Source organism: Azospirillum sp. BE72, from assembly GCF_031455875.1.
Taxonomy (GTDB): Bacteria; Pseudomonadota; Alphaproteobacteria; order Azospirillales; family Azospirillaceae; genus Azospirillum.
Window position 1 is genome coordinate 146,998 of the sequence record NZ_JAVDTO010000015.1, and the last position, 17,587, is coordinate 164,584.

A 17,587-nucleotide genomic window follows, 5' to 3' on the forward strand; every position below is an offset into this window, starting at 1 on the left:
TCATCGCACATCCTCCCGCTTCGGCGGTGCCCAGCCGCGCAGGGTCAGGGCGTTCACCACCACGCTGACCGAACTGAGCGCCATAGCCGCCCCCGCCAGCACCGGGCTGAGGTTGCCCGACGCCGCCAGCGGGATGCCGATCACGTTGTAGGCGAAGGCCCAGAACAGTCCCTGCCGGATCTTCGAATAGGTCCGCCGCGAGACGTCGATGGCTCCCGCCACCAGCCGCGGGTCGCCGCGCATCAGGGTGACTCCGGCGCTGTGCATCGCCACGTCGGTGCCGGTCGCCATGGCGATGCCGACATCGGCCGCGGCGAGCGCCGGCGCGTCGTTGATGCCGTCGCCGACCATGCCGACGCTCTTGCCCTCCCCCTTCAGGGTCGCGACGACGGCGGCCTTGTCGCCGGGCAGCACCTCGGCGAACACCCGCTCGATGCCGAGCGCCGCAGCGACGGAGCGGGCAGCGCCCCAGCCGTCGCCGGTCACCATCACCGGCTCCACCCCCTGCGCTTTCAGAGACGCGACTGCGGCAACGGCACTCTCCTTCACCGTGTCGCCGAAGGCAACGAGGCCGAGCAGGAGCGGCGAATCGCCGACCTCCATCAGCCAGGACAGGGTGCGGCCGCTTGCGGCCAGCGCCTCCGCCTGTGCGGCGAGAGCGCCGGGCTGCAGGCCGGCCTCCTCCACCGCGCGGGCGTTGCCGAGTTGCAGCCGCCGCCCTTCCACCATGCCGGCGACGCCGCGGCCGGGCAGCGCGCGGAAGTCGCTGACCGGCTCCGCCGCCATGCCGGCCGCCTTGGCACGCTCCCGCAGCGCGTGGGCGAGCGGATGCTCGCTGCCGGCCTGGAGCGCGGCGGCGAGACGCAGCAGGGTCGCGCCGTCCACCCCATCGGCCGGGATCAGGTCGGTGACCTGCGGCTTGCCTTCCGTCAGGGTGCCGGTCTTGTCGAAGGCGATGGCAGTCAGGGCATGGGCGCGCTCCAGCGCCTCGGCGTCCTTGATCAGGATGCCATGACGGGCGGCGACGCCGGTGCCGACCATGATCGCGGTCGGCGTCGCCAGACCCAGCGCGCAGGGGCAGGCGATGACCAGCACCGACACCGCGGTGACGATGGCCGCCTCCAGATCGCCGCCGACGATCCACCAGCCGGCGAGCGTCAACGCCGCCACCGCCAGCACCGCCGGGACGAACACCGCGCTGACCCGGTCGACCAGCCGCTGGATCGGCGCCTTCGACGCCTGGGCGCCCTCGACCATGCGGACGATCTGAGCCAGCATGGTTTCGGTGCCGACCGCCGTGGTCTCCACCACCAGCAGGCCGTCGCCGTTGATCGAACCGCCGGTGACGCGGGCGCCCGGCTCCTTGTCCACCGGCAGGCTCTCGCCGGTCAGCATGGACTCGTCGACGCCGCCGCTGCCCTCGACCACCCGGCCGTCGACCGGCACCCGCTCGCCGGGGCGGACCACCACATGATCGCCGACGCGCACGCGCTCCACCGGCACCTCGGTCTCCACGCCGTCGCGGCGCAGCCGGGCGGTGGCCGGGCGCAAATCCATCAGGGCACGGATCGCCGCCGCGGTCTGCCCCTTGGCCCGCGCCTCCAGCCATTTGCCGAACAGCACGAAGGTGATCAGAACGGAGGACGCTTCGAAATACAGGTGCGGTTCATGCCCGGCGTGAGCGGTCAGCATCAGATAGAGGCTGAGCCCCCAGGCCGCCGAGGTGCCGAGCGCCACCAGCAGGTCCATGTTGCCGGCCCCTGCCCGCACGGCGTTCCAACCGGCGCGGTAGAAGCGTGCGCCCAGCCAGAACTGCACGATGCTGGCCAGGATCAGTTGCACCCAACCCGGCAGCATCCAGTCCGCCCCGAACGGGTCGCCGACCATGCCGGCCAGCAACGGCAGCGACAGGGCCGAGGCGATCAGCACGTGGCGCAGGTCGCGCCGGCCACGGTCGGCCCGAGCCTCCTCCTCGGCGTCGCCGCCGCCCTCGACGACAGGAGCGGCGCCGAAGCCGACCTTCTCCACCGCGGCGACCAGATCGGCATTGTCGAGACTGCCGGCGAAGGCGACGACATGGGCGTGCTCGGTCGCCAGATTGACTGTTGCCGATTCAACGCCCGGCAGCCGGCCCAATGCCTTCTCCACCCGGCCGGCGCAGGAGGCGCAGGTCATGCCGGTGACCGACAGGTCGAACTCCCGCCGCTCCGCCTGGAAGCCGGCGGCCTCAACCGCCGCCGCAGCGGCCTTGGCGTCTGGCCGGCCGGCGAAGCTCAGCCGCGCCCGCTCCGTCGCCAGATTGACCGAAACGGCGGTGACGCCCGGCACGCGGCCCAGCGCCTTTTCCACCCGGCGGACGCAGGACGCGCAGGTCATGCCCGACACGCCGAGGTCGAGGTCGGTCGGGGGTGCGGCGGTGGTCGGCGCGCTGCTGCTGGTCTGGGTCGTGGTCATGCCGGTTCTCCTTCGATTCCGCTCGGCATGGAGTGATATGGGGCTTCCAATCATTGGAAGGTCAAGGGGCCGATCGACGCAGAGGCGCCGTTTCATGAACAAAAGGCCGGACGGGGCGTTCGTGTCCTGACCGCAAGCCACCTGCCACCAGCGAGAAGGGACCAGCCCCTTGACCCGCCTGACCATCGCCGAGGCGCAGAGCCGCGTTTCCCGCATGTTGACCCACGACGTCGTCGAGGATCTGCGCGCCGTGGAGTACGAGACGCCGCCCTTGGCCGACGCCCCGTCCGCCACGCCGCTGACCGAACTGCGGCGGGCGGAGGTCACCTTCAGCCACGCCCCCGGCTCGCCCGACTGCCTGTACCGTATCGGCGCCTTCGGCGATTCGCTGCTGATGCGGCTTCAACTGAATGTCTGGCGCTTCGTCGCGATCTATCAGGTGCCGGTGAAGGACCCCATCGACAGCAACACCATCGCCCCGCATTTCGAACGCTGGGCCATCGGCGCCGGCCATGCCGGCTGGACCATCGGCTGGCGCGACGGCGTCGATCCGTGGAAACCGGATGTCCGGGTGGTGGAAACCTACTGCTACGCCATGATGCCGGAGAATTTCCTCGACGAGCCGCTGACCCAGCTCTACTGGCGGACCGACCTGCTGCAGATGACCCGCGCCTTCATGCTGGAAGCGCGACGGATGGGCATCCGGCTGTCGGCGCCCGACACCGTGTAGCATAGGTTTCGCTTGGCTTTGCGGGGGGTGCTGTGCTCAATCCATGAGCATAGCATTCCTCCGCCCGAGTCCCGCCATGCCGACGCTTCCCATTCCGATGCCGACCGATCTGTCCATCCTGCTGACGGTGATGGATTTCGTCGGCGTGTTCGTCTTCGGACTCAGCGGCGGCACGCTGGCGGTGCGCAAGCAACTGGACTTGTTCGGGGTGATGGTGCTGTCGCTGGCCGCCGCGCTCGCCGGCGGCGTGGTGCGCGATCTCCTGATCGGCTCGCTGCCGCCCGCCAGCGTGCTGGACGACCGCTATCTGCTGGTCGCCCTGGCCGCCGGCTTGGCGGCCTTCCTGTTCCACAAGCCGATCAACCGGCTGGGCAAGCCGGTGATGGTGCTGGACGCCGCCGGGCTGGGGCTGTTCACCGTCGCCGGCTGCAGCAAGGCGCTGTCCTACGGCCTCAGCCCGCTGCCGGCCGCCCTGCTGGGCGTGATGACCGCCTGCGGCGGCGGGGCGATGCGCGACCTGCTGGTGGCCGAGGTTCCGCGGGTGCTGCGCGAGGAGATCTACGCCATGGCGGCGCTGCTGGGAGCCGCCGTGGTGATCGCCGGCCGGCAGCTGGATTTGCCGCCGGTGCCGGTCGCGGTGGTCGGCGCGCTCGCCGCGTTCCTGCTGCGTGTCGTGAGCGTGCAGCGCAACTGGAGCGCGCCGAGAGCGCCGGGGAGCTGAGAGCGCCCTCCCCCGAAGGAGAGGGAAGCCTCACATCACGCCCGCTTGCCCCAGCCCGGCATCGGGAAGACCGGGTCGGCTTCGGCCGAGGCCTTCGGCAGGACGACCGTCGGGCGCAGCTTGTGGTTCTGGATGCAGGCGGAAACCAGGCTGGTGTTCTGGCCCTTCTCGTCGAAGGTGATCGCGGGGCCGACCATCAGCTTGTCCGACAGGTTGGTCTGGCGCAGCGCCGTCAGCAGGGCCGAGGACTCCGCGGTGCCGGCGCGCTTGAAGGCGTCGGCGGCGACCAGGATCGCCTCGAAGGTGAAGGCGACGTTGAAGGCGTAGCCCTCGAACCGGTCATTGGGGAACTGCTTCTTGAAGGCCGCCTCGACGCGCTTGGTCATCGCCGCCTTGGGATCGTACCAGGGCAGGTTGGTGATGGCGTAGTCGGCGTATTTGCCCAGCACCTTGTAGAACTGCTCGTCGTACAAGCCGGGCGAACCGGGGGAGACGATGCCCTTCGGCTCCCACCGCTGCTTCACCATCTCGCGCACCATCATGATGGCGTCGTTGGCGCGGGTGGTGACGATGGCAAGCTCGGCTCCGGTGGCCTTGGCCTTCGCCACCTCCACCGCCAGATCCTGCGCCTTGGGGTCGTAGGCGATCGATTCCAGGATTTGGAAGGGCATGTCCAGCTTGGGGAACAGCGCGTCGATGGCCGCCTTGTTCGCCATGCCGAAGGTATCGTTGGCGTGCAGGAACACCGCCGTCTTCGGCGTGGTGCCGGTGGCGGCGAACAAATCCTTCATCAGCGACATCCCGTTCGACACCAGCATGGTGGAGGTCGGGAAGTTGCGGAAGACGGTCTTGTAGCCCTGCTCCGTCAGCTTGTCGGCGGCGGCGATGTTCATCACCAGAGGCACGCCACGCTGTTCGCACACCTGGGCGGCGGCGGCGGTCTGGCCGCTGTCGAAGGCGCCGACGATCACATGGGCACCGTCGTTGATCAGCTTTTCGGTGCGCGAGCGGGCGACGTCGGCATTCGATTCGGTATCGGCCGACATCACCTCCACCTTGTAGCCGAGGTCGGAGAGCACCGCCGGCGCGATGTCCGCGCCGCGCTGGCAGGCCTGGCCCGCCTGGGCCAGCAGGCCGGAGCGCGGCAGCAGGACGCCGACCTTCAGCGTGGTGTCCTGGGCGAAGACCGGGGCGCGGCCGAAGCCGGCCAGCACGCCGCCGGCGATGGCCGCCTGACCGAGCGTGCGGCGGGAAAGGGCGAGTCCTCCGGTGGAACGGTTCTTATGATCGTTGGTCATGATGCGACGGGGGCCTTTTGGCTGGACGCGATGCGACTTTGGTCGACCGAAGATTCCACCGGCACTCCCCTCCGTGTCAAAGTAGAATCGCCGAAGCCGTTCAATGCGCAACGGAACGACCAAGCACCTGCCGGCCATCCGTCCTTCGCCATAGCGGCGGCGGAGGGAGAAGGGCGTATTGCGGTGCAACAGCATTATCCTTTTGAGCAGGTACTTGAAGGAGGCAAGGCCCATCCAAAGGTTACGGAACGGGATGTGACGACTTCGAGAACGACCACATGTTGAGCTTGGCACGCAAACTGTGGACGGAGGCCATATCGGGCGGCGCCTCGACCGGTCCCTTCGGCGGCCGGGCAGGACCCGCGTCGGTGCCGCGCGGCATGCGCGTCTATGCGGTCGGCGACATCCATGGCAGGCTCGACTTGCTCGACCAGATGCTGGGGCAGATCGCCCGCGACGCCGATCAGGCGCCGAACCTTTTGAAATACCTCGTCTTCCTTGGCGACTATGTCGATCGCGGACCGGATTCGCGGCTGGTGATCGAACGGCTCGCCTGCGGTCTGCCGCCGGTCTTCGGCGCCGTGTTCCTGCGTGGCAACCACGAGGACACGATGCTGGGCTTCCTGTCCGACCTGCGCGTCGCACCCGGCTGGCTGACCTATGGCGGGGATGCGACGCTGGAAAGCTATGGCATTCCGGCACCCGATCCCGAAGCGCCGCCGGAGCATCTGCTGCAGGCGCAGATGATGCTGAACGGCCTGCTGCCGCCCCACCACCGCGCCTTCCTGACCGGGTTGCGCAACCACCTGACCATCGGCGATTACCATTTCGTCCATGCCGGCGTCCGCCCCGGCATTCCGCTCGACCAGCAGGAGGACAAGGACCGCCTGTGGATCCGTGACGCCTTCCTGACCTCGCGCGCCGACCATGGCAAGATCGTCGTCCACGGCCACACCATCGCGCCCGAACCGGAACTGCTGCCCAACCGCATCGGCATCGACACCGGCGCCTACGCGACCAACCGCCTGACCGCCCTGGTGCTGGAGGGGACGGATCGGCGGTTCCTCTGCACGGTGTGACGGGGCGTTCGACCGGAAACGGGAGAATCGGCTCCGGGCAAGAGCTAAGAAGCACATCTGTACCGATGGAAACGTCCACCCAACGGTTCACGGCGTACAATGGCCCTCTTCGACGCGAGCGTGCCTGCGCATCTTGCGGCATGCCCACGCCTCACCTCAGGGAGGGGCACATGGATCGCCAAGCCGTATATCAGGAGATTACCGACGTCTTCGGGCTGGTACCATCCTTCTTCAAGGAATTGCCCGACAGCACCATCGAAGCCGAATGGCGCCTGTTCAAGGCCGTACAGGTCGATGACGGACCAATCCCACAGAAATACCGCGAACTGATCGGTCTGGGGATTGCCGCAGTCACAAAGTGCCGGTACTGCGCCTTTTATCATACCGCGCTCGCCAAGTTGTTCGGCGCGACAAAGGACGAGATCGAGGCTGCCGTTCACTATGCGAAGTCCAGCGCGGGCTGGAGCGCCTATCTGAACGGGATGCAGGTGGATTACGACACCTTCACACAGGAAGTCGATCAGGCCTGCGACCATGTGCGGAGGCATATGTCGCAACAGCAGCGCGCCGCCTGACAGGGCGGCGGGACTGCGCCACCCGACCGGCATAAGTCCGAAACGACGAAGGGCTCCCGGATCATTCCGGAAGCCCTTGTCTATTGGTCGGAGAGAGAGGATTCGAACCTCCGGCCCCTGCCTCCCGAAAGCAGTGCTCTACCAGGCTGAGCTACTCTCCGATCATGTCACCGGCGGGCGTGTCGTCCGCCGGTGGAGCGGGTGTATAAACGGTTCCGCGCCGCTGCGCAATGCAAAGTCACAGCCTGCCCACTGCATTTTTGCCATGCCGCATTGCCGTACCGGACGGACCCTGAAACGACGAAGGGCTCCCGGATTTCTCCGGAAGCCCTTGATCTTTTGGTCGGAGAGAGAGGATTCGAACCTCCGGCCCCTGCCTCCCGAAAGCAGTGCTCTACCAGGCTGAGCTACTCTCCGATCATGTCGCCGGCGGGCATGTCGTCCGCCGGTGGAGGGGGTGTATAAACGCTCACGCTCCGGCGCGCAACGCAAAAAATGCGTCATCGGCCAAAAAGATCAGCCCCCCTCCCCTCTCGTCAGAAATCGCGATCGATCACGAAATCAATGACTTCCAGCAGGGCCTGCTTGATCGGCCCCTCGGCGAACAGCCCCAGGCTGTCACGGGCGATGGAGCCGTAATGGCGCGCCCGCTCCACCGTGTCCTTCAGCGCGTTGTGACGGGCCATCAGCGCCTGCGCATGCTCCAGGTCGCCGTCCTTCTGGTCGAGATCCTCCATCACCCGGCGCCAGAAAGTGCGTTCCTCGTCGTTGCCGCGGCGGAAGGCCAGCACGACCGGCAGGGTGATCTTGCCCTCGCGGAAATCGTCGCCGACGGTCTTGCCCAGCTTCGCCTGCAAGGCCGAGTAATCCAGCACGTCGTCCACGAGCTGGAAAGCGATGCCCAGATTCATGCCGTAGTCGTAGAGCGCCATTTCCTCCGCCTGCGGGCGGTTGGCGACGACGGCGCCGACGCGGCAGGCGGCGGCGAACAGCTCGGCCGTCTTGCCCTTGATGACCTCCAGATAGGCCTGCTCGCTGGTCTCCGTGTCGTTGGTGGTGCGCAGCTGCAGCACCTCGCCCTCGGCGATGATGGCCGAGGCGCCCGACAGGATGCGCAGCACGTCGAGCGACTGCACCTCCACCATCATCTCGAAGGCGCGGGAGAACAGGAAGTCGCCGACCAGCACGCTGGCCTTGTTGCCGAACACCGCGTTGGCCGACGCCATGCCGCGGCGCAGGTCGCTTTCATCGACGACGTCGTCGTGCAGCAGGGTCGCGCTGTGGATGAACTCCACCACCGCGGCCAGCAGCCGGTGATGCTCGCCCTGATACCCGCACATGTTGGCGGCGGCCAGCGTCAGCACCGGGCGCAGACGCTTGCCGCCGGCCGCGATCAGGTAGCCGGCCAACTGGGGGATCATCTCGACCTGAGACTGCATCCGGTCGAGGATGATCTGGTTGACGGCGCTGAGGTCCTCGGCCACCAAAGCGGTCAGGTCGTCGAGCGGGGTAGACTTGCGCCGTTTCGGCTCGAAGTTGGTAACGACCGCCAAGGTCGACTCCACGGGTGATTGACGCCAGAATTTGCGCTAGGGAGCATAACGGCCTAGCCTCTTCGGTCAAGTCCGCAGGGGACCGTTCTTTCGAGACGCCCATTCTTCCGAGACGCGATGATCGAGTTGTTGCGCATCACCGACCCCGTCCGCCTGTCCTGGCTGGTCGCCCTGCTGGCCGATGCCGGGATCGAGGCCATCGTGCTGGACACCCACACCAGCATCCTGGAGGGATCCATCGGCGCCATCCCGCGACGGCTGATGGTGGATAGCGACGACGCCGACCAGGCCATCCGCGTCCTGCGCGAGGCCGGCGAAGCGTGAGTGACGATATCGTTCCGCATCCGGAAATACCCCTGTCAGCGCAGCCGGATTTCTTGCTGAACGGGCGGGTGCGGCTGCTCCAGCCCGACGGCGGCTATCGTGCCGCCATCGACCCGGTCTTCCTCGCCGCCATCACCGCCGCGACCAATGGCGAGCGGGTGCTCGACGTCGGCACCGGCACCGGGGCTGCGGCACTGTGCCTCGCCGTCCGGGTGCCGGGCGTCGCCGTCGCCGGGCTGGAGCAGCGGGCCGACGCCTGCGCCTTCGCCCGCCGCAACGCGGTCCTCAGCGGAGTCGCCGACCGGGTGGAGGTGGTGCAGGGCGACCTGCTGGCCCCGCCGCAGGCCCTTGGCAGCGCCGATTTCGACCGGGTGATGATGAATCCTCCCTATCTGAAGGCCGGCGCGGCCAGCCGCCCGCCCGACGACTGGAAGGCCGCGGCGAATATGGAAGGTGCGGCAGGACTGCCGGACTGGGTGCGCTTCGCCGACGCGATGCTGAAGCCGCGCGGCATGCTGACGATGGTCCACCGCGCCGACCGCATCGACGACATCCTGCAGGCGTTGCGCGGCCGGTTCGGCAGCCTGGTCCTGGTGCCGCTGTGGCCGAAGCCCGGGGTGGAGGCGAAGCGCCTGCTGCTGGTCGCCCGCAAGGGCGGCAGGGCGCCGGCCCGGCTGACCGCCGGCCTCACCGTCCACAACCCGGAAGGCGGCTACAGCCCGGCGGCGGAGCGGGTGCTGCGCGATGCCGAGGCACTTATTTTTTAGCGCGGACGGAGCCTTTCAAACGGGAGACTTCAATCCCATCTCTGCGGGCATGAGCCTGCAATCCCTCCTCGCCAAACTCCCCTTCGGCCCCTGGCGCAAGGCCGGGCCGCTGGTGTCCGTCGTCCGCCTGTCCGGCGTCATCGGCCAGGGCGGCCCGTTCCGCTCCGGTCTGTCGCTGGCCGGTGTCGCCCCGCTGCTGGAGCGCGCCTTCGCGCCCAAGGACCAGAAGGCGGTGGCGCTGATCATCAACTCGCCGGGCGGGTCGCCGGTTCAGTCCGCGCTGATCGCCAAGCGGATCCGCGATCTGGCGGAGGAAAAGAAAGTGCCGGTCTTCGCCTTCTGCGAGGATGCGGCGGCATCGGGCGGCTATTGGCTCGCTTGCGCGGCGGATGAGATCTGGGCCGACGAAAGCTCCATCGTCGGGTCCATCGGCGTGGTGTCGTCGGGCTTCGGCCTGCATGAACTGATCGAGCGCCACGGCATCGAACGGCGCCTCTACACCGCCGGCGACAAGAAGGTTCTGCTCGACCCCTTCTCGCCGGAGCGGGAGGACGGCGTCGCCCATCTTAAGGCCCTGCAGGCCGACATCCACGAGGCGTTCAAGGCGATGGTCCGCGCCCGGCGCAGCGGCCGCCTGACTGGTTCGGAGGAAGATCTGTTCTCCGGCGCCTTCTGGGCCGGGCGCAAGGCGCTGGCGCTGGGGCTGATCGACGGGCTGGGCGACCTGCGCTCGGTCATGCGCGGCCGCTTCGGCGAGAAGGTGCGGCTGCGCGTGGTGCAGCAGGAGCGCGGCATGCTGCGGCGGCTCGGCCTGCGGACGGGAGGAAGCACACCCCTGCCGGAAGCGGGAGCGCCGGAAGCCTTCGCCGACGCCCTGGTGGCCGCCGCCCGCACGTCGCTGGACGACTGGGCGGCCTGGGCGAGGCTGGGGCTTTAGGCGGTCTCGGCTAGGCCGCGGAGTTCTGGGTCAGCAGGGTGGTCAGCCAGCGGAAGTTGGTGCCGTCGCCGGCCTGGATGGCGCTTTCCACCACCTGCATCGCGGTCGCCGGGTCCTGGGGATCCGGCATGGCGGCAGCGGCATCCATGCCGGAGTCGGCCTGGCCTACGTCCTGGGCGAACAGAGTGACCGCACCGACGCCGAGCCGCACCGCGGGTTGGGCGTTCGGCACCACCCCGGCACCGTCGGCGGCGGAGACTCCGCCCTCCCCCACCCCGTTCAGGGTCTCCAGCATCGCCGCGAACTGGCCGGCCAGCGCACCCGCCTGCCGGGACGCACCCGTCCCTTTGCGCTCCAGGACGTCTTCCGCCCGGATGCGCATGGCTTGCGTGGCCTCGCTGTTGGCCATCATCGACATGGGACGATCCCCTGCGGTTAGTGGCGAACCGCAGGGATACACGCAAAAATCACGCCATCAACACAACCGGCGGATCGCAAGGGTCAGGGCCGCTCCTGCGACGATTTGACCGGCAAAAATTTCCCAGCGGCCCGGCAGAACTTACCCAGTGGGCGGCAAGGCTTGCCGGGCCGCCGGGGGCGTCTCGGTCGCGGCCAATCAGTCGCAGCCCATCAATCGCGAAAATTCTGGTACTGCAGCGGCTGCTCGATGCCCAGCCGCTTGACCACGGCGATGGCGTCCTGCAGGTCGTCGCGCTTCTTGCCCGTCACCCGCAGCTCGTCGCCCTGGATCGAGACCTGGACCTTCATCTTGCTGTCCTTGATCCCCTTGACGATGGTCTTCGCCAGATCCTGCGCGATTCCCTGCTTGATCGTCACGGCGTGGCGCAGCGCGTCGCCGGCCGCCCGCTCCGGCTTGGCGGAGAAATCCAGCGCCGCGGCATCCAGCTTGCGGCGGGTCACATAGACGCGCAGCAACTCCTGCATCTGTTCCAGCTTGGTGGCGTCGTCGGCCAGCAGAACGATCTCGTTCTCGGTCCGCTCGACCGTGCATTTCGAGCCCTTGAAGTCGAACCGGGTCTCGATCTCGCGGCGGACGCCGGCGAGGGCGTTGTCGATCTCGTGGACGTCCGTCTTGGACACGATGTCGAAGGACGGCATGGCGGCTCTCTCCCTGATAGGACTATCGATGAACGAATCGGGCGCACCGTAAAGAAGACGGCCGCCGCACTCAACAGCCGCCTTCCCCGACAGGCACCCTGCCCTTCTCAGTTCATCTCTTCGGCGTAATGGCAGGCGACCAGCCGCTCATCCACCGGGCGCAGCGGCGGAACCTCCGCGGCGCAGCGGTCGGTGGCGAAGGGGCAGCGCTTGTGGAACGCGCAGCCCGGCGGCGGGTTCAGCGGCGACGGCAGTTCGCCCTTCGGTACCACCCGCTCGACCCGCAGGTCGGGGTTCACCCGCGGCGTCGCCGCCAGCAGGATGCGGGTGTAGGGATGCCGCGGCCGGGTGAAGACCACGTCCTTGGCACCATGCTCCACCGGCTTGCCCAGATACATCACCATCAGCGAATCGGCGATGTGCCGCACCACGCTGAGATCGTGGGAGATGAACAGGTAGGCGAGGTTCAGCTCTTCCTGCAAATCCATCATCAGGTTCAGCACCTGCGCCTGGATCGACACGTCGAGCGCCGACACCGGCTCATCCGCCACAACGACGCGCGGGTTCAGCATCAGCGCGCGGGCAATGGCGATGCGCTGGCGCTGGCCGCCGGAGAACATGTGCGGATAGCGGTCGACCTGATCGGGCCGCAGGCCGACCTTCCCCATCATGGCCACCGCGCGGTCGCGCCGCTCGTGCTTGTCCATGGCGGTGTTGATCACCAGCGGCTCGGTCAGGATGGATCCCACCGTCTTGCGCGGGTTCAGCGAGCCGTAGGGGTTCTGGAAGACCATCTGCACCGTCCGGCGCAGCTCCTTCATCTCCGCCGCGCTGCGCCCGACCACGTCGCGGCCGTCATAGTGCAGCTCGCCCGAGGTCGGCGGCTCGATCATGGTGACGGAGCGGGCGAGCGTCGACTTGCCGCAGCCCGATTCGCCGACCACCGCCAGCGTCTTGCCGGCCTGCAGGCGGAAGGACACGCCATCCAGTGCCTTCACCGTCGCCATCGGCTTGAAGGCACCGCGCTTGACGGCATAGTGCTTGCGCAGGTCGCGGGCTTCCAGCACGACCGAGCGGTCGGCCGAAGCCTCGATGATGGGGGACTCAGGTTCGGTGCTCATCACAGCGCCTCCCCGGCGGCGAGATGGCCGTCCGGCAGCGGGTAGAAACAGCGCGCGCGCCCGTCGTCCACGTCGAACAGGGCCGGGCGCTCGGCACGGCAGCGGGCATCGGCGAAGCGGCAGCGCGGGCTGAACAGGCAGCCGGCCGGCCGGTCGGCGATGCCCGGCACCATGCCGGGAATGGTCGGCAGCCGGCGCTTGCCCAGCGCCCGTTCCGGCAGGGCGTCCAGCAGGGCCCCGGTGTAGGGGTGGCGCGGCCGCTCGAACAGCGAGTGGACCGGCCGCGTCTCCGCCACCTGCCCGGCATACATCACGACGACGCGCTGGGCCGTCTCCGCCACCACGCCCATGTCGTGGGTGATCAGGATCAGCGCCATGCCGCGCTCGCGCTGCAGCTGGACCAGCAGGTCGAGGATCTGCTTCTGGATGGTGACGTCCAGCGCCGTCGTCGGCTCGTCCGCGACCAGCAGGCGCGGGTTGCAGGCGATGGCGATGGCGATCATCACGCGCTGGTTCATGCCGCCCGACAGCTGGTGCGGGAAGGCCGACAGGCGGGTTTCCGGCGCCGGGATGCCGACCTGCTCCAGCAGGGCGATGGCGCGGTTGCGCAGCGCCTTGCCGGACAGCCCTTCATGCACCCGCAGCGTCTCCATGATCTGGAAGCCGACGGTGAAGCAGGGGTTGAGGCTGGTCATCGGCTCCTGGAAGACCATGGCCACGTCCTTGCCGGTCATCTTTCGGCGCTGGGCGGCGGACATGGTCAGCAGGTCCTTGCCGGCGAACGTCATCCGGTCGGCGACGACGCGGCCGTTGGAGCCGAGAAGCCCCATCACGGCCAGCGAGGTCACGGACTTGCCGGAGCCGGATTCGCCGACGATGCCGACGACCTCGCCCTCGTCCACGGTCAGGTCGATGCCATCCACCGCGCGGAAGGTGCCGGCGCGGGTGGTGAACTCGACCGACAGGTTCTTGATGTCGAGAAGAGGCATGAGGTCAACGCTTCAGCTTGGGGTCGAGCGCGTCGCGAAGACCGTCGCCCAACAGATTGAAGGCCAGCACGGTCACCAGGATGGCGATGCCGGGCCAGGTCACGACCCAGGGGGCGCGCTGGAGGAACTGCAGCGAGGACGCCAGCATGGTGCCCCATTCCGGCGTCGGCGGCTGCGCGCCGAGGCCGAGGAAGCCCAGCGCGGCGGCGTCCAGGATGGCGGTGGAGAAGCCCAGCGTCGCCTGCACGATCAGCGGCGCCAGGCAGTTCGGCAGCACCACGATCAGCATCAGGCGCAGCGGCCCGGCCCCGGCGACGCGCGAGGCGATGACATAGTCCTTGTTCACCTCCGCCAGCACGGCGGCGCGGGTCAGGCGGGCATAGTGCGGGATCACCACCACCGACACCGCCAGCATGGCGTTCACCAGCCCCGGCCCGAGGATGGCGGCCACCACCACCGCCAGCAGCAGCGAGGGCAGCGCCAGCAGGATATCCATGGCGCGCATGATCAGCACGTCGGCGATCCCGCCGAAGAAGCCGGCGAGCAGGCCCAGCCCCAGCCCGACGGCCAGCGACAGGGTGACGACGATCAGTCCGATCATCATCGACAGCCGGGCGCCGTACATCAGGCGCGACAGCATGTCCCGGCCGATGTCGTCGGTGCCCAGGATGTAGGTCCAGCTTCCGCCCTCCTGCCAGACCGGCGGGGTCAGGATGGCGTCGCGGTACTGGATGTCGGGGTCGTGCGGGGCGATCACGCCGGCCAGCACAGCGATGGTGGCGATCATCAGGATCACCACCAGACCGGCCAGTGCGCCCTTGTTCTGCCTGAAGTGATACCAGAACTCGGTCAGCGGGTGCGGCGGACGCGAGACCGCGACCGTTTCCGGGGTGGCGGGATCTGCGTTGGTCGAGAATTCAGCGGACATGGATTGGCCTCACCGCGCGTGACGGATGCGGGGGTTGAGGACGCCGTAGAGCACGTCCACCAGCAGGTTGACCAGGATCACCGAGGTGGCGATCAGCAGGACACCGCCCTGCAAGGCCGGATAGTCGCGGCGATTGATCGATTCGATCAGCCATTTGCCGACGCCCGGCCAGGAGAAGATGGTTTCGGTCAGGATGGCGCCGCCCAACAGCGTGCCGACCTGCAGGCCGATGACGGTCACCACCGGGATCAGCGCGTTGCGCAGCGCATGCATGCCGATGACCCGGCCGTCGGCCAGACCCTTGGCGCGGGCGGTGCGGATGTAGTCCTCGCCCAGCACCTCCAGCATGGCCGAACGCGTCATGCGCGCCACCACGGCCAGCGGCACGGTGCCCAGCACGATGGTCGGCAACACCAGATGGCCGAGAGCGGAGCGGAACGCCTCGTATTCGCCGGCCATCAGCGTGTCGATCAGCATGAAGCCGGTGACCGGCTCGACGTAATGGATCAGGTCCAGGCGCCCCGACACCGGGGTCCAGCCAAGTCCGACCGAGAAGAACAGGATCAGCAGCAGGCCCCACCAGAAGATCGGCATCGAATAGCCGGTCAGGCTGATGCCCATCACGCCGTGGTCGAACAGCGAGCCGCGTTTCACCGCCGCCAGGATCCCGGCGGGCAGCCCGACCAGCGTCGCGAACAGCATCGCGCACATCGCCAGTTCCAGGGTGGCCGGGAACAGGGCGATGAACTCGCTCAGCACCGAATTGTGGGTGACCAGCGACAGGCCGAAATCACCGGACAGCACGTTGCCGACATAATCGAGGAACTGCTGCCAGAGCGGCTGGTCCAGACCCAGTTCATGGCGAAGGGCGGCCAGCCGTTCGGGCGCGATGCCCCGTTCGCCGACGCGCACCTCGATGGGGTCGCCGGGAACCAGCCGGATCAGGATGAAGGTCAGAAAGGTGATGCCGAGAAAGGTCGGAATCACCAAGCTCACCCGCGTCAGGATGAAGCGAAGCATCGACGGGTACTCGTTTTTTAAAACTATGGTGAAAACTGGAACGGAGCGCTGCCTCGACAACGCCCCGTTCCGTCAGGGGCACTTGCCCCACCCTGGCCCGTCCCCGCTTGCGCGGAGGCGGGAACGCAACTCATCTCAAAAAGCCGGGAGGCGCGGCAACCACGCCCCCCTCACTCTTTTCCGCAAGCCCATCTTCCGGGGCTTGCGCTACGCATCACTTCAGGTCGACGCCTTCAAAGCGATGGATGCCGAACGGATCCATCTTGTAGCCGACGACGTTCTTGGCGAGACCCATGTAGACCACCGAATGGGCGATGGTGTACCAGGGGGCCTCTTCCTTGAAGATGACCTGCGACTGTTCGTACAGCTTGGTGCGCGCGGCGATGTCGGTGGTGCGTTTGGCCTGGACGACGAGGTCGTCGAACTCCTTGTTGCACCACTTCGACAGGTTGTTGCCGCCCTGACGCGCCGCCTCGCAACCCAGCAGGGTGTAGAGGAAGTTGTCGGGATCGCCGTTGTCGCCGGTCCAGCCGAGCATGCCCATCTGGTGCTCGCCCTGCTGCATGCGCTTGCGGTACTCACCCCATTCGTACTGCACGATCTTCGCCTTGATGCCGACCTTGGCGAGGTCGGCCTGCATCATCTCGGCGATGCGCTTGGCGTTGGGGTTGTACGGGCGCTGCACCGGCATCGCCCACAGGTCGGTCTCGAAGCCGTTCGGATAGCCGGCGTCGGCCAGCAGCTTCTTCGCCCGCTCGACGTCGTACGGATAGTCCTCGATCGAGTCGTTGTACGACCACATGGTCGGCGGAATCGGGTTCTTGGCCGGGACACCGGCGGCCTGATAGACCGCGGCGACCATCGCCTTCTTGTCCATCGCCATGCTGACGGCGCGGCGGACGCGGACGTCGTCGAACGGCTTCTTCGTCACGTTGAAGGAGACGTAACCGACGTTCAGGCCTTCCTGTTCCTGAACGACGATCGAGCCGTCCTTCTTCATCGCGTCGATGTCGGCCGGGTTCGGGTACGGCATCACCTGGCATTCGCCGGCCTTCAGCTTGGCCAGACGGACCGCCGCATCGGGCGTGATCGCGAAGACGAGGTTGTCCAGCGGCTGCTTGCCGCCCCAGAACTGCTCGAACGCCTTGTAGCGGATGACGGCGTCCTTCTGGTAGGCGACGAACTGGAACGGGCCGGTGCCGACCGGAACCTGGTCCAGCTTCTCCGGCGTGCCCTTCTTTTGAAGCATCGCCGCATATTCGGCCGACATGATCGGCGCGAACGGCATGGCGAGGTTGGCCAGGAACGGCGCCTCGACCGCGTTCAGCGTGAACTTGACCGTCAGGTCGTCAACCTTCTCGATCGACTTCAACAGCTTGGGCATCGCCATGTCGTTGAAGTAGTCGTAGGCGCCGCCGGAAATCTTGTGGAAGGGGTGATCCGGCTTCCACTGGCGCTCGAACGAGAAGATCACATCGTCGGCGTTGGCGTCGCGCGTCGGCTTGAAATCGCCGACGCTGTGCCACTTGGCACCGGCGCGCAGCTTGAAGGTATAGACCAGGCCATCGTCGGAGATGGTCCAGGATTCGGCCAGGCCGGGAATGACCTTGGTGCCGCCATGCTCGAACTGGACCAGGTTGTTGTAGACCGGGAGGGCCACGTCGAAGCTGGTGCCGGTCGTGTTCAACATGGGGTTGAAGTTTTCAGGGCTACCCTCGGAGCAGTAAACAAGGGTCTTCGCCGCCTGGGCCGGCGCCGACAGCGCCAGCGCCGCGGCCATACCAAGCCCGGCACCCAGCAGGATGCGCTTCATTCGTCTTGCCTCCCGATTCCGGTTAAAGCGTACGGAAAATTTGCCAGAACGCCGTTGGAAATAGCGTCGCCATTTGGCGCGTGCCCAAGGCGCCTGTCAACGTCAACATGCATACGTGGCTATACCGTGGCGCAGAGCATATTTTGAGGCGCCAATACG

17 protein-coding genes and 2 tRNA genes are annotated in these 17,587 nt (G+C 67.5%); 7 read left to right on the forward strand and 12 right to left on the reverse strand.

Annotated elements, in window-relative coordinates; all coding sequences use genetic code 11:
- Positions 1-2,454 (reverse strand): heavy metal translocating P-type ATPase, encoded by a 2,454-nt coding sequence (locus J2Y49_RS26230; protein ID WP_310118211.1) that lies wholly within the window; start codon positions 2,452-2,454, stop codon positions 1-3.
- Positions 2,455-2,623: 169 nt separating this feature from the next.
- On the opposite strand from J2Y49_RS26230, the gene J2Y49_RS26235 reads away from it, so the two are divergent.
- Positions 2,624-3,184: a hypothetical protein gene (locus tag J2Y49_RS26235; RefSeq protein ID WP_310118212.1), complete on the forward strand. Its 561-nt coding sequence runs from the start codon at positions 2,624-2,626 to the stop codon at positions 3,182-3,184.
- 76 nt (positions 3,185-3,260) lie between these two features.
- Positions 3,261-3,905: a trimeric intracellular cation channel family protein gene (locus J2Y49_RS26240; protein ID WP_310118214.1), complete on the forward strand. Its 645-nt coding sequence runs from the start codon at positions 3,261-3,263 to the stop codon at positions 3,903-3,905.
- A 35-nt stretch (positions 3,906-3,940) separates the two neighbouring features.
- On the opposite strand, the gene J2Y49_RS26245 is transcribed toward J2Y49_RS26240, so the two are convergent.
- Positions 3,941-5,203 (reverse strand): ABC transporter substrate-binding protein, encoded by a 1,263-nt coding sequence (locus tag J2Y49_RS26245; RefSeq protein WP_149224599.1) that lies wholly within the window; start codon positions 5,201-5,203, stop codon positions 3,941-3,943.
- A 278-nt stretch (positions 5,204-5,481) separates the two neighbouring features.
- On the opposite strand from J2Y49_RS26245, the gene J2Y49_RS26250 reads away from it, so the two are divergent.
- Together J2Y49_RS26250 and J2Y49_RS26255 are read left to right on the forward strand one after the other, a co-directional pair.
- Positions 5,482-6,282, forward strand: coding sequence for a metallophosphoesterase family protein (locus tag J2Y49_RS26250; RefSeq protein WP_310118217.1), 801 nt, complete (start codon positions 5,482-5,484; stop codon positions 6,280-6,282).
- A gap of 170 nt (positions 6,283-6,452) precedes the next feature.
- Positions 6,453-6,857: a carboxymuconolactone decarboxylase family protein gene (locus J2Y49_RS26255; protein WP_310118218.1), complete on the forward strand. Its 405-nt coding sequence runs from the start codon at positions 6,453-6,455 to the stop codon at positions 6,855-6,857.
- 84 nt (positions 6,858-6,941) lie between these two features.
- On the opposite strand, the gene J2Y49_RS26260 is transcribed toward J2Y49_RS26255, so the two are convergent.
- From J2Y49_RS26260 to J2Y49_RS26270, 3 genes are all read right to left on the reverse strand, one after another.
- Positions 6,942-7,018: transfer RNA gene (locus J2Y49_RS26260), tRNA-Pro, on the reverse strand.
- A 179-nt stretch (positions 7,019-7,197) separates the two neighbouring features.
- Positions 7,198-7,274: transfer RNA gene (locus J2Y49_RS26265), tRNA-Pro, on the reverse strand.
- Positions 7,275-7,393: 119 nt separating this feature from the next.
- Positions 7,394-8,410, reverse strand: coding sequence for a polyprenyl synthetase family protein (locus J2Y49_RS26270; protein ID WP_149224601.1), 1,017 nt, complete (start codon positions 8,408-8,410; stop codon positions 7,394-7,396).
- 117 nt (positions 8,411-8,527) lie between these two features.
- On the opposite strand from J2Y49_RS26270, the gene J2Y49_RS26275 reads away from it, so the two are divergent.
- The 3 genes from J2Y49_RS26275 to J2Y49_RS26285 are packed head-to-tail and all read left to right on the forward strand — an operon-like array spanning position 8,528 to position 10,438.
- The gene (locus J2Y49_RS26275; protein WP_149224602.1) at positions 8,528-8,734 is read left to right on the forward strand and encodes a DUF2007 domain-containing protein; all 207 of its coding nucleotides are present in this window, start codon (positions 8,528-8,530) and stop codon (positions 8,732-8,734) included.
- Positions 8,731-9,501, forward strand: a complete 771-nt coding sequence (locus tag J2Y49_RS26280; protein WP_310118222.1) for a methyltransferase — start codon at positions 8,731-8,733, stop codon at positions 9,499-9,501. The genes J2Y49_RS26275 and J2Y49_RS26280 overlap by 4 nt, the downstream gene beginning before the upstream one ends.
- Before the next feature lie 49 nt (positions 9,502-9,550).
- Complete coding sequence (locus tag J2Y49_RS26285; RefSeq protein ID WP_310118224.1) at positions 9,551-10,438, forward strand: S49 family peptidase; 888 nt, start codon at positions 9,551-9,553, stop codon at positions 10,436-10,438.
- Between the two features lie 10 nt (positions 10,439-10,448).
- On the opposite strand, the gene J2Y49_RS26290 is transcribed toward J2Y49_RS26285, so the two are convergent.
- From J2Y49_RS26290 to J2Y49_RS26320, 7 genes are all read right to left on the reverse strand, one after another.
- Positions 10,449-10,856, reverse strand: a complete 408-nt coding sequence (locus J2Y49_RS26290) for a hypothetical protein (RefSeq protein ID WP_310118226.1) — start codon at positions 10,854-10,856, stop codon at positions 10,449-10,451.
- A gap of 212 nt (positions 10,857-11,068) precedes the next feature.
- Entirely contained in the window at positions 11,069-11,557 is a 489-nt protein-coding gene (locus J2Y49_RS26295) for a YajQ family cyclic di-GMP-binding protein (RefSeq protein WP_310118227.1), read from the reverse strand.
- Positions 11,558-11,664: 107 nt separating this feature from the next.
- On the reverse strand, positions 11,665-12,678 hold the full coding sequence (locus tag J2Y49_RS26300) for a peptide ABC transporter ATP-binding protein (RefSeq protein ID WP_310118230.1): 1,014 nt from the start codon (positions 12,676-12,678) through the stop codon (positions 11,665-11,667).
- Entirely contained in the window at positions 12,678-13,667 is a 990-nt protein-coding gene (locus tag J2Y49_RS26305; RefSeq protein WP_310118232.1) for an ABC transporter ATP-binding protein, read from the reverse strand. Before J2Y49_RS26305 ends, J2Y49_RS26300 begins: the two co-directional genes overlap by 1 nt.
- A 4-nt stretch (positions 13,668-13,671) precedes the next feature.
- Positions 13,672-14,595 carry an ABC transporter permease subunit gene (locus J2Y49_RS26310; RefSeq protein WP_310118234.1) on the reverse strand — a complete coding sequence of 308 codons (924 nt, stop codon included), beginning with the start codon at positions 14,593-14,595 and terminating at the stop codon, positions 13,672-13,674.
- Positions 14,596-14,604: 9 nt separating this feature from the next.
- The gene (locus J2Y49_RS26315; RefSeq protein WP_310118236.1) at positions 14,605-15,615 is read right to left on the reverse strand and encodes an ABC transporter permease subunit; all 1,011 of its coding nucleotides are present in this window, start codon (positions 15,613-15,615) and stop codon (positions 14,605-14,607) included.
- Positions 15,616-15,829: 214 nt separating this feature from the next.
- Positions 15,830-17,428, reverse strand: coding sequence for an ABC transporter substrate-binding protein (locus J2Y49_RS26320; RefSeq protein ID WP_310118237.1), 1,599 nt, complete (start codon positions 17,426-17,428; stop codon positions 15,830-15,832).
- Between the last annotated feature and the right edge of the window lie 159 nt (positions 17,429-17,587).

Coding starts and splice junctions, on each gene's coding strand:
- J2Y49_RS26230 (WP_310118211.1), bottom strand. CDS start 2,454: ATGACCACGACCCAGACCAGCAGCAGCGCGCCGACCACCGCCGCACCC.
- J2Y49_RS26240 (WP_310118214.1), top strand. CDS start 3,261: ATGCCGACGCTTCCCATTCCGATGCCGACCGATCTGTCCATCCTGCTG.
- J2Y49_RS26245 (WP_149224599.1), bottom strand. CDS start 5,203: ATGACCAACGATCATAAGAACCGTTCCACCGGAGGACTCGCCCTTTCC.
- J2Y49_RS26250 (WP_310118217.1), top strand. CDS start 5,482: ATGTTGAGCTTGGCACGCAAACTGTGGACGGAGGCCATATCGGGCGGC.
- J2Y49_RS26255 (WP_310118218.1), top strand. CDS start 6,453: ATGGATCGCCAAGCCGTATATCAGGAGATTACCGACGTCTTCGGGCTG.
- J2Y49_RS26275 (WP_149224602.1), top strand. CDS start 8,528: ATGATCGAGTTGTTGCGCATCACCGACCCCGTCCGCCTGTCCTGGCTG.
- J2Y49_RS26285 (WP_310118224.1), top strand. CDS start 9,551: ATGAGCCTGCAATCCCTCCTCGCCAAACTCCCCTTCGGCCCCTGGCGC.
- J2Y49_RS26290 (WP_310118226.1), bottom strand. CDS start 10,856: ATGTCGATGATGGCCAACAGCGAGGCCACGCAAGCCATGCGCATCCGG.
- J2Y49_RS26295 (WP_310118227.1), bottom strand. CDS start 11,557: ATGCCGTCCTTCGACATCGTGTCCAAGACGGACGTCCACGAGATCGAC.
- J2Y49_RS26300 (WP_310118230.1), bottom strand. CDS start 12,678: ATGAGCACCGAACCTGAGTCCCCCATCATCGAGGCTTCGGCCGACCGC.
- J2Y49_RS26305 (WP_310118232.1), bottom strand. CDS start 13,667: ATGCCTCTTCTCGACATCAAGAACCTGTCGGTCGAGTTCACCACCCGC.
- J2Y49_RS26310 (WP_310118234.1), bottom strand. CDS start 14,595: ATGTCCGCTGAATTCTCGACCAACGCAGATCCCGCCACCCCGGAAACG.
- J2Y49_RS26315 (WP_310118236.1), bottom strand. CDS start 15,615: ATGCTTCGCTTCATCCTGACGCGGGTGAGCTTGGTGATTCCGACCTTT.
- J2Y49_RS26320 (WP_310118237.1), bottom strand. CDS start 17,428: ATGAAGCGCATCCTGCTGGGTGCCGGGCTTGGTATGGCCGCGGCGCTG.